The sequence below is a fragment of the Sneathiella sp. genome (genome assembly GCF_047631475.1).
Classification (GTDB): Bacteria; Pseudomonadota; Alphaproteobacteria; order Sneathiellales; family Sneathiellaceae; genus Sneathiella.
Map to the genome: position 1 here is coordinate 80,937 of NZ_JBLHZT010000013.1, position 7,481 is coordinate 88,417.

Genomic DNA, 7,481 nt, shown 5'->3' on the forward strand with positions numbered 1-7,481 from the left:
GAACCTATTTTATAAATTTCGAATAAATGGACAGATCGGCGCCTATATCGAAGGGGTGTCCATGCCGATTTAGGCGCTGATTTTCAACATTCAGTGGCAGTGCGAAGCTGCCGGGTGCCACCGATGCAGACTGTTCTTAAGTAAACCTGCTCGGGTTTAAAGATTGCACTATATGCGCCGGTAGGGATGATTTTTGTCCGGTTAAGAGGCTCGCTGCCAATTTTGACAACGCCGGGGCTGTCTGAATTCCGTAGCCTCCCTGTCCGGCTAACCAGAAAAAGCCTTGCGCGTCCGGGGCAAATCCGACGACAGGCGTTCTGTCCGCAGCAAAGGTACGAAGACCGGCCCAGCTATGCTCCAGCCGGTTGACAGACAGCGTGGTTGCTTCTTCGAACCGATAAAGACCTTCTGCCAGAACCATATCATCTGGCCATGCGTCATGCGGTGTCACAGGATCTTCATCCGCGGGGGAAACCATTAACAAGCCTGCTTCAGGCTTGGCGTAGAAGGTTTCGGAAGCTGAGACAAATAATGGCCAAGTATCGAAACCCTCGATGTCCGGGCGTGGCAGGATTGCTGCGGATCGGCGCAATGGCGTCAGGCCGACGGGGGTAACCTTTGCCAGGGTAGCGATCTCGTCCGCCCAGGCGCCTGCTGCATTGACGACAGTTTTTGCCTGATACTCCTGTCCACCCGCAGATATCTGCCAGACGGTGTCATGGAAGCGAATTTTCTCGACCGGTGCATTGGTTATGATCCGACCACCTTTGGTTTTTAGCAAGCGGGCATAACCTTGGAGAAGTCGGTCAACATCAATGTCCTGCGCTGATTTTTCATAGGCAGCCTTGACGATTAGGTCGGTTTTCAGCACGGGGACCAGCGCGCCAGCTTCTGCCGGGGTCAAGACTTCCATTCCCTCCGCTCCGGCAAGATAGTTTTCCAGTTCAGGAAGATCGGTTTCCTGTGCAAACATCAATTGCCCCCGACGCGACAAAAGACTGGTGTCCGAGATGCCTTCGGGGCTGACAAAAAAGTCTTCTGCAACGGCGTTCAATGCCCGCAAGGTAGCGTTTCCGTAATTGCGAATGAATATCGCCGCTGTCCGGCCAGAGGCATGGTATCCAATATTTTGTTCCGCCTCCAGAACGATAACATCGGCGTCTTTAGAAAGTTCAGCGGCGGCGCTCAATCCGGCCATGCCACCGCCAATAACAATAATATCCGCAATACAGGTCATTTATTTTCGAAGCCTGTCAGGAAATTTTTGATGTTATGTCCCAGATCCTCAGACAGATAGCCGCCCTCCTGAACCAGAAGCATTGGGACATCCAATGCCGCGATGGCAGCACCCAGTCGAGCGAAACCCGGCGTTGTGATGGACAGCCCCTGTAACGGGTCGTTTTCATGAGAGTCCAGACCAAGGGCAATCACCACAACATCCGCCCCAAAAGATCGGATCCGGTCAAGGGCGGATTGCAATGTTACGAGATAGTCATCGTCCCCGGTACCTCGCGGCAGGGGGAGGTTCAGATTATACCCTTCGCCGATGCCTTCGCCGCGCTCCTGCGCACCACCCCAGAAAAACGGATAGAAACGGTCTGGGTCTGCGTGAAGCGAAACAGTCAGGACGTTATTTCGATCATAGAAGATGCCCTGTGTTCCATTTCCATGGTGAACATCGACGTCGAGAATAGCGGGGCGTAACCCTTTGGACCGAAAATATTCCGCTGCAATTGCCGAATTATTGAGAAAGCAAAAACCCCCGGCAAGATCGGCAAAAGCGTGATGTCCGGGCGGGCGGCACAGGGCATAGGCGGATTTTTCGCCGTCCAGAACAATATCTGCGCCAGACACAGCAGATTGGGCTGACCAATAGGCGGCCTCCCATGTGCCTTCTGCAATTGGGCAGGCGGTATCGGCCTGATGAAAACCCGCCTGTCCGACCGCTGAACTGGGATAATTGGTATGACGATGGTTCGGATGAATGTTGGGAATAACTTCGTCAGACGCCCCATCAATTCGCTTCCATCGTGCATGGATGTTTTTCAGAAATGTCAGATATTGGGGCGAGTGAACGGCAGCAATCGGGCCAATCCCATGATCTTCGGGCTCTAAAAACGTACAACCCGCTTCCATCGCGCCATCCTGAAGGATCTTAATCCGGGCTGGCTGTTCTGGATTGGGGAGAGTTTTACCATTGGCCATGAAATTCTGAGGATCGTGTTTCCATTGGCGTCCGTCAAATACAGCTTTCATTTTTTACCTCTTATATTTTTGAAATCGCTGCTTGCCAACGATAGAAATTCTGCCGTTTCATCGGGTTTAAAACCCAATTTCAAATACGTCTGGAAGGCGCTTGGATTGGTGTGGTAAACCGCCAGTCGGATCAATTTCACGTCGAAACCCGCGTGATCTGCGGCGGCAGCCATCAATTTGGGGCCAAGGCCCTGTCCTCGCTCTGCAGCGGAAACCCAAAGATCGGAAATGTAAATTCCGGCCCCCCCTTTGGTGGTTGAAATAAAGGGTGAATACATGACGGTACCGACAATTTCCCCGCGCTTTTCAGCAACAAGCGCGTCGGCCTGAACAGGGGCGTTGAATAGCAGTTTGCCCAGCTCGTCATCCGTAATGGCATGGGGGTCACCCATATGTTCGGATAATTGCTGTAGCGCACTGTTCAGTTCGGTCAAATCGGTTTCAGTTGCTTTTCTTAGTACAATCTCGGTCATCAGAATTTTGTCTTTTCTTTTCCTTTTAGGGATAACAGGGTTCTGGCTTCTTCTGGTGTTGCGACTTCGCGCCCCAATTCCTCGACAATTTTTCGAATTTTCTGAACCTGTATTGCATTGGAGGGTGCGAGTTCGCCTTTTCCAATATACAGATTATCCTCCAGCCCAACACGAACATGCCCGCCCATTGTTGCGGCCATTGTCGCAAGTGGGATCTGATGACGGCCCGCTGCGAGAACAGAAAACTCGAAATCTGTGCCAAATAGTTTGTCGGCAATGCGCTTCATATGAACAAGGTTTTCCGGGTCAGCTCCAATTCCGCCAAGGACACCAAACACGAATTGGATAAATAACGGTTTTTCGACAAGACCCCGATCCACGAAATGACGCAACATATAAAGATGCCCCACATCATAGCATTCAAATTCGAACTTAGAACCGCGTTTCTGCCCCATTTGTTCCAGCACAAATGCAATATCCCGGGGCGTGTTTTTAAAAACCAGATCATCAGAGTTATCCAGAAACGGCTTTTCCCAGTTATGCTTCCAGTCCGTAATACGCTCGGCCAGTGGATAAAGCGCAAAATTCATGGACCCCATATTCAAAGAGCACATTTCCGGCTCCACCTGTAGGGGGGCGGCCAGTCTGTCTTCCAGGGACATAAGGGCGCTGCCCCCTGTAGAGATGTTAATGATCGCTTCTGACGCGCAGTTAATATCGGGCAAAAAAGCCATAAAGTCCTCAGATCGGGAGGAAGGCTGTCCACTTTTCGGATCGCGGGCATGCAGATGAATAATAGCCGCACCGGCGTCCGCGGCCTCTATGGATTGACGGGCAATCTGTTCGCCGGTTACCGGGAGATATTCGGACATGGAAGGCGTGTGTATGGATCCTGTGATGGCACAGGATATAATGATTTTGCTCATATCGGTATCTCTTTAGTGGGCCTTGTTGACCGGCAATTTGTTCTGATCTGCAAACTGGTCGAGTGATTTGGTCAGCATTTCAAGAATTTCGCCGATCTGTTCTTTGGTGATGATCATCGGCGGACAAACAAGAAAATGGTCACCAGCAAGACCGTTTCGGGTCCGTCTCGAATAAATAATCAATCCATTGGCATAGGCGATATCAACCAGTTGCAGGTAAGCGTTTATTTCTTTGGGAAGGGGCGCCATGCTGTCGCGATCCTGAACCAGTTCGAACGCCAGCAGAAGTCCTTGTCCCCGCACATCCCCGATAAACGGGTAGCGGCCCATCAGATTTGTTAACTCCTGTTTCAGCAGCTGGCCCATGGCATCAGCATTTGCTGCCATGCCCTGCAAAGAAATTTCTTCGAGAACTGCCAGCCCGGCAGAGCAGGCAAGCGGGTTACCTGCATAGGTAAATCCGTGCAGAAATCCCCCGCTCTCGACGACTGAATTGACCAGACGGTCATCGGCTATCATGGCGCCAAGCGGTGAATATCCTGCGGCAAAGCCCTTTGAAAAGGTGATGATGTCTGGCCGGGCAGGCCAATGGTCCGCTGCAAAAAATTTACCTGTTCGGCCGCCCCCCGTCATGACCTCATCATAAATCAACAGGATCCCATATTGGTCGCAAATCTCGCGGATGCGCTGCATGTATCCTCTGGGCGGAACAAGCGCTCCGGTAGATGCCCCGCCGATCGGTTCAACAATAAATGCAAGGACACTTTCGGGACCCTCTTCAAGGATTTTGTCTTCCAGCATATTTGCGTAGTGAAGGCCGGTTTGTTCGTTATCGGGATCGCGTTTATCCAGATAAGCAGTGGGTGCCGGGATTTTTGGCATGGCTTGATACATAGGCGAAAACGGGGTGGTCAGGGGATCGTAGCCGGTGAGCGCCAGAGCCCCCAAAGTACAGCCATGATAACTGGGCAATCGTGAGATTACTTTCCAGCGACTTTCCTGACCACTGACGACCGCATATTGACGCGCCAGTTTTATCGCGCTTTCAACCGCTTCAGATCCACCAGATACAAAAAATACTTTTTCCAGACCTTCGGGCGCATGTGCGGCCACCTTCGCCGCTAGTTGCTCTGATGGTTCTGTTTCGAAATGCAGGCGATACCCGAACGTGGATTTTTCCATTTGCTGGCGCATGGCAGCCAGCACGTTCGGATTAGAATGCCCAATATTGCAGACCATCGCCCCGGATGAGCCATCCAGATACCGCCGCCCATCGACATCCCACATATAGATACCGCGGGCTTCGGCCAATGTTGGGCGCCGCGTTCCCGTCTGATAAAAAAGGTGACTGACCATTAGGTGTTTTCTCCGATGGCAATACAATCCTCTGGCCGGAAACGAACGGAGACGGTTTGGCCCTCAGTGAGCGCACCGCCAATGCTCAGCATATTTAAAACCTGAAATTTGTGACCTTGTATATCGACGAAGTAACGGACGAGCTGTCCCTGATAATCAACGGCTTCGATGCGACCTTGATGTTCAATCCGGTCGTCTGAAGGCGTGTTTTCTGGCAAAAGCTGGATCTTCTCTGCCCGAATGACAAGGGAGGCGCTTGCCTGTCCGTTGACTTTTTCCAATTGTTTTTCAGGCAGCGGAACAAACCCAACGGCTTGGGCAAACAAACCGGACTGACCGTCGCGTGCTTGCGGTTCCGCTTTTAGAATATTAGAGGTGCCAAGAAAATCAGCGACAAAGCAACTTGTCGGATTGGTGTAGATTTCTTCTGGTGCGCCGACCTGTTCCACGCGGCCATTTGACATGACAACCAGAATGTCGGACATCGCAAGGGCTTCTGACTGATCATGTGTTACGAAGATTGTTGTAATACCGATCTGTTCTTGAATGCGTTTCAACTCCACCCGCATGTCTTCGCGAAGGTTGGCATCGAGTGCAGAAAGCGGCTCATCCAATAACAGGACATCCGGTTCAATGACAATAGCGCGGGCCAAAGCAATTCTTTGCTGTTGTCCGCCTGAAAGCTGTTTTGGATAGCTTTGGGCCAGATGGGGCAGTTGTACAAGTTCAAGGGCTTCCTGAACCCTTTTTTGTCGCTCCTGCTTTGAAACATCACGGTATTTCAAGCCAAAGGCAACATTTTCCGCCACGGTCTTATGGGGAAAAAGCGCATAGTTTTGAAAGACCACCCCCAGATTGCGTTTGTGAATGGGCGTGTCGTTTATCTGCCGATCGCCAACATAAATGTCGCCTTCCGATGGATCAAGAAGCCCGGCGACCATCCGCAACGTGGTGGTTTTGCCGCAGCCAGAGGGTCCTAAAAAGGTAACAAAGCTGCCTTCAGGAAATTCCAGTGACATAGGGTGAACGGCAGTAAAATCACCGAATTTCTTGACAATATTTTGAAGTTTAACAGCGCTCACGGAAATTTCCTCGCAGATAGTAGCGGTCTTCCGCCGCCGACCGGCGGCGGAAGGTTTTCAGACTTAGTAACCCTTTTGAATTCGGCCGAATTTCTTGGACCAGTCTTGCTCATTTCCGTTCCAGTAATTGGGATCCGCGAATGTCAGGCCATCAAGTGTGCCTTTTGGATCAAACGCTGGCAAAGTCGGGATCTTTTTACCCAGATCAACCTTGTTCGGATCCAGTGCCGGCGGATAGTTCTGGCTTTCAGCAACGGCAATGGATGTTTCCGGTGCCAGCATAAAGTTCAGCAGTTCTTCACAGGCTTCCATGGGGGAGCCTTTGATGACAAACAGACATTCCTGCCAACCGAAACCATTTGGCGGATCCATGTAACCAATGTCATGGCCCTGTTCCTGTAAAGCATAGACCCGGCCGGACCAGGCTTCAGTTACATAAATCTCTTCTTCGGCCAACAGGCTCATCAGTTCAGCACCTGACCCCCAGTATTTGAGAAGAAGATCACGATGTGTGCGCAAGGCTTCCCAAATGGCATCCATGTCTTTTGCATCGTTCGGGTTCTGTCCAGTTTGCAAAGAGGCGTACCAGATTCTGGTGCGCCAGTCGCCCCAGCCACCGATTTTGCCCTTCAACCGTTTTTCCAGAAGGATATTTGCGCCTTTTTCCTTCATTTCGTCATCGGACACATATTTGCGGTTATAGGCCAGTCCGGTAGTCCCGTAGTCATAAGGAACGCAGGATAGTTTGCCATCGGTAATGCCGCGGAAAACGTCTGCCAGTTTTGGAATAACATATTTGAGATTTGGAATGTTGGCTTCGTTCAATGTGCTGGTGAGACCAAGGCCGTGGTAGCGGGCATAGTCAAAAACGCCGGACAGGTGGGCAATATTATATTCGCCGTTCTGGCTGGCTTTCACACGCGACAGATATTCGTCACCACTCCCAAAGGTGCCGTCTACAACATTGATGCCTGTTTTTTCCGTGTAAGGCGTAAAGGCGTGCTTGCGAAAAGCTTCGGAAACGACGCCGCCCCAGCCGTCAAACCGGACTTCTTTTGCGGCAGCCAAGGCCGATTTGGCAAAGGGCGTGTGTAGTCCGTATGCCAGTCCTGCGGCGCCGATCAGTCCCAGAAATTTGCGTCGGTCAAGATCGCCATTTTTGTATCGTTCGATTAATCGTTCATACCGTTTTGTATCGTCCATAATAGTATCCTCTCTGTTATTGGTCCGTCATCAAGTCGGTTTAGTTACTTTGTTTACTAGCCATCCGTCGGGCGATGGCGGCCCCGATCAAGGGAACCCCGACGGTGAAGAAAATCATGATTGAGCCAAGCGCATTGATTTCCGGCGATATGGAATTGCGGAGCATGGCAAAAATTTGCGTAGGG

The 7,481-nt window shown here is 51.2% G+C and carries 7 protein-coding genes and 1 pseudogene; all 8 read right to left on the reverse strand.

Translation table 11 applies throughout. The features are described 5' to 3' along the window. Window positions 1–136: 136 nt before the first annotated feature. Window positions 137–1,237 carry an NAD(P)/FAD-dependent oxidoreductase gene (locus tag ACJAYR_RS07685; RefSeq protein WP_415236059.1) on the reverse strand — a complete coding sequence of 367 codons (1,101 nt, stop codon included), beginning with the start codon at window positions 1,235–1,237 and terminating at the stop codon, window positions 137–139. Next, window positions 1,234–2,256, reverse strand: a complete 1,023-nt coding sequence (locus tag ACJAYR_RS07690; RefSeq protein ID WP_415236060.1) for a histone deacetylase family protein — start codon at window positions 2,254–2,256, stop codon at window positions 1,234–1,236. Before ACJAYR_RS07690 ends, ACJAYR_RS07685 begins: the two co-directional genes overlap by 4 nt. Continuing rightward, on the reverse strand, window positions 2,253–2,729 hold the full coding sequence (locus tag ACJAYR_RS07695) for a GNAT family N-acetyltransferase (RefSeq protein WP_415236061.1): 477 nt from the start codon (window positions 2,727–2,729) through the stop codon (window positions 2,253–2,255). Before ACJAYR_RS07695 ends, ACJAYR_RS07690 begins: the two co-directional genes overlap by 4 nt. Continuing rightward, on the reverse strand, window positions 2,729–3,655 hold the full coding sequence (locus tag ACJAYR_RS07700; RefSeq protein WP_415236062.1) for a 3-keto-5-aminohexanoate cleavage protein: 927 nt from the start codon (window positions 3,653–3,655) through the stop codon (window positions 2,729–2,731). The genes ACJAYR_RS07695 and ACJAYR_RS07700 overlap by 1 nt, the downstream gene beginning before the upstream one ends. A 12-nt stretch (window positions 3,656–3,667) precedes the next feature. Continuing rightward, window positions 3,668–5,011 carry an aspartate aminotransferase family protein gene (locus ACJAYR_RS07705; protein ID WP_415236063.1) on the reverse strand — a complete coding sequence of 448 codons (1,344 nt, stop codon included), beginning with the start codon at window positions 5,009–5,011 and terminating at the stop codon, window positions 3,668–3,670. Next, the gene (locus ACJAYR_RS07710) at window positions 5,011–6,093 is read right to left on the reverse strand and encodes an ABC transporter ATP-binding protein (protein WP_415236064.1); all 1,083 of its coding nucleotides are present in this window, start codon (window positions 6,091–6,093) and stop codon (window positions 5,011–5,013) included. The genes ACJAYR_RS07705 and ACJAYR_RS07710 overlap by 1 nt, the downstream gene beginning before the upstream one ends. A 63-nt stretch (window positions 6,094–6,156) precedes the next feature. Then, a complete protein-coding gene (locus ACJAYR_RS07715) occupies window positions 6,157–7,296 on the reverse strand; it encodes an extracellular solute-binding protein (RefSeq protein ID WP_415236065.1) in 1,140 nt (379 codons plus the stop codon). A 40-nt stretch (window positions 7,297–7,336) separates the two neighbouring features. Beyond that, window positions 7,337–7,481, reverse strand: a pseudogene (locus ACJAYR_RS07720) (ABC transporter permease); the annotation flags it as partial.